The 3524-nt window shown below is 65.3% G+C and carries 2 protein-coding genes; both read left to right on the forward strand.

Annotated elements, in window-relative coordinates; translation table 11 throughout:
• Positions 1-65 precede the first annotated feature (65 nt).
• Positions 66-1145: a tyrosine-type recombinase/integrase gene (locus tag ON40_RS34625; protein WP_040829481.1), complete on the forward strand. Its 1080-nt coding sequence runs from the start codon at positions 66-68 to the stop codon at positions 1143-1145.
• Complete coding sequence (locus ON40_RS34630; protein ID WP_218008904.1) at positions 1142-3469, forward strand: tyrosine-type recombinase/integrase; 2328 nt, start codon at positions 1142-1144, stop codon at positions 3467-3469. Before ON40_RS34625 ends, ON40_RS34630 begins: the two co-directional genes overlap by 4 nt.
• The last annotated feature ends 55 nt before the right edge of the window (positions 3470-3524 follow it).

A 3524-nucleotide genomic window follows, 5' to 3' on the forward strand; every position in this document is an offset into this window, starting at 1 on the left:
TATCAGTTACGTGGAATCTGAACCGTGGACACATCCGCCCACTGCTCTGACCACGAACTAGGGCAATGGGATTGGACAGCGGTGCGGGGCTAGTGGATCAGTGGCCGGTGCTGGGTCGGCACGTGCGGGCGGCCGAGTGGTTGCGGGTGTGGGCGGATCTCGGGCGAGCGCCCCGGACGATCGACGCCTACGCGCGCGGCCTCGCGGAATATCTGCTCGTGTGTGAGCGAGTCGGTGTCGATCCGGTCGTCGCGAGCCGGGCGCATGTCGCTGCGTTCGTGCGTGAGCTGACCGAGCGGCCCAGCCATCGTGGCGTGAATGTCGTGTCGATCGATTCTGGGTCGGGTCTGGCCAATGCCACGATTCAGCAGCGGATCGTTCCGGTTCGGCTGTTCTACGATTTCTTGATCGAAGAAGGGCTGCGGGAATCCAATCCCGTTGGGCGAGGCCGCTATACGCCGCGCGGCCGTCGCGGCGGCCAGCAGCGCGGATTGGTCCCGCGGATGACGAAATTGCCGTGGATACCGACCGAGCAGCAGTGGCTGGCGCTGCTGGAAGTAGCTGCCGGGGAACCGGTCCGCAATCGTGTGATGCTCGCCCTGGCCTACGATGCGGCGTTGCGGCGTGAGGAACTGTGCTCGCTACGCACCGAGGATCTCGATCCGGGCCGGCGGACACTGCGAGTGCGTGCGGAGGTGACGAAGAACCGGATGGAGCGGGTGGTGCCGTATTCGGCGCCGACGGGAGTGCTGCTGTCGGAATATCTGGCGCACCGGGCGATGATCAGCCGGGCTCGTGGTCCGCTGTTCTTGTCCGAGTCCCGCCGCAATCGGGCGCAGCCGTTGACGTTGTGGACCTGGTCGAAGGTCGTTCGTCGGATCGCCCTGGCTGCCGATCTGCCGCGCTTCTCCACGCATACGACCCGGCATCTGTGTCTTACCGACCTGGCCCGGATGGGCTGGGAGTTACATGCCATTGCCCGATTTGCCGGGCATCGCAGCACCGAGTCGACGCTTACCTACATCCACTTGTCCGGCCGGGATCTCGCCGACAAGCTCGCCATGGGCATGGATCAGATCCACGCTTGGCGCGTGGAGATGCTGGCCCGTGTCAGCGAGCAGCCGACCCAAACGGCGGCTCGGTGACCGCACTGCCATCGCCGGCCATCACCACGGCAACCCCAGCTCCTGGCTGGGGTTGGCCGATCAATCCGGATCGCTACCAGCGTCACGGTCGGCTCACCACCGAGGAAATCGAGCGGCTCAGCACGTTCGCCGACGATTTCGACCAGTTCCGCTGCAGCGGAACCACTCTGGACGCCGCTGCCTGGCCCGATATCGGGCGGCTGGTGAGGCCGCTGGCAGACGCCAGTGCGGCGCTGCGCTGGTCGCGCGACGATCGCCACCAACGACGGTTCGCACGCGATGCCGCCGGGATTGTGTTGGTGCGCTGCGGCACGCTCGGACGGGCGTTCTGGCAGTGGTCGACACAGGACTGGGCGGATCTGATCCAGACCGAAGGGGCCGCGTTTCGGCGGGCCTGGCCGGGCCAGATCGGCCCCAACGCACGACCTTTCGTGATCGCCTACGCCTATCTGCTGGGCGATTTCGTTGCTTTCGGCCGGCTCGGCGGCTTCAAACGCCTCGCGCTGGCCCGGCGAGTTTTCGGCCCGGACCTGGTCGATGATGCTGTTCACCGGATTGTTCACCGGATCTGTCAGGTGCTCTCCGAGTGGGGGTATCACCGCGGCGCCGACCATCTCACGTTGGTGATCTGCCAGATGCTGCTGCTCAACCGCAGCCCGCTGCTGGAGGACCTGTCCACCGACGCTCTCATCCGCATCCGCGCCGATCCCGCAATGACCGGGAACCTCGCCAAGGATTTCTACGGCATCCATCGCGCCCTCGCCGCGCTCGGCTACGCCGAGCCGCCGTCGGCACCCAAACACGGCGACGGGCCGGTCACGATCGAAGGCACGGCCGTCACCTGGGCGGAATGGGTCGACCGCTGGGCCGCGACTTCGACGCTCACCCCGAAGGTCCGTGCTGGTTATCGCAGCGTGTTGGCCAAGCTTGGCCGCTGGCTGGCCGCCGAACATCCCGACATCGTCGAGCCGGCCCAATGGAACCGGCAGCTCTGCGCGTCGTGGGTGGCGGCCGTCGACCGCATGACGGTCGGCGATTACACGCAATGGACAGACGGAATGCGATCCCAGAACCGTCTCGGTCAACCACTTGCACCGCAGACGAAGTCCGGCTATCTGGGCATGACGCGCACCTTCTTCCGCGACTGCCAGGAATGGGAATGGATTCCTCGCCGATTCGATCCGATCCAGGCCCTGGGCACTCCACGCAGCGTCAGGGCGCTGCTGGGACCCGACCCGCGCGTGATCGCCGACGACATCTGGGCCAAACTGCTGTGGGCCGGACTCAGCATCGAACCCGCCGACCTGCCCACCGCAGACGGGCGCACCTACCCGATGGAATTGATCCGCGCCATCACGCTGACCTGGCTGTTCGCCGGGCAACGCAGCGATGAGATCGCTCGATTGCGGGTGGGTTGTATTCGCTGGCAGCACAACGGCATGCCCATTCCCGGTGACTCCGCCGAAGTCCTGGCCCGCGACGCGGTCTGCCTGCTCGACATCCCCATCCACAAGACCGGCACCGCGTTCACCAAACCCGTCGACCCCTTGCTGGGACAAGCGATCGAAACATGGCAGGCCCTGCGGTCCCGCCAACCAGCGGTTCTCGACCCGAAAACCGGTGAGCACGTGCACTTTCTGTTCGCCCACCGGGCACGTCGAGTCGCCAAGCAGTACATCAACAACACGATCATCCCGATGCTCTGCCGCCGGGCCGCCATCCCAAATGCCGACGTCCGCGGCACCATCACCAGCCACCGCGCCCGATCCACCATCGCCAGCCAGCTCTATAACGCCAAAGAGCCGATGACACTGTTCGAGTTGCAGGAATGGCTCGGACACCGGACCCCCGACGCCACTCAGCGATACGCCAGGATCACGCCGAACACGCTGGCCAGGGCCTACAGCGACGCAGGATATTTCGCCCGCAACGTCCGCACGATCGAAGTCCTCGTCGACCGCGACGCCGTCACCAGCGGAGCAGCGGCAGCCGGGGAGCCATGGCAATATTTCGACCTCGGCCACGGCTACTGCACCTACAGCTTCTTCGAACAGTGCCCACACCGAATGGCTTGCGCCCGTTGCGATTTCTACACACCCAAGGCATCGAGCAAGGCCCAAATACTGGAAGCCAAGGACAACCTGCAGCGCATGCTGTCATCCATCCCGCTCACCGACGACGAACGCGCCGCGGTCGACGACGGGCAAACCGCTCTCGACCAGCTCCTCGAGCGACTGACCGACATCACCACACCAGCCGGGCAAACGCCGCGCGAGATCGGCATCTCACCCACAGCAACGCTTCTTCCGATCACACCCATTTGACCAGGGCAAACAGCAACATATCGGACAAATCAGATTCCACAGAAGGCCGTGGCAG

The organism is Nocardia jiangxiensis NBRC 101359, from assembly GCF_000308615.1.
Taxonomy (GTDB): Bacteria; Actinomycetota; Actinomycetes; order Mycobacteriales; family Mycobacteriaceae; genus Nocardia; species Nocardia jiangxiensis.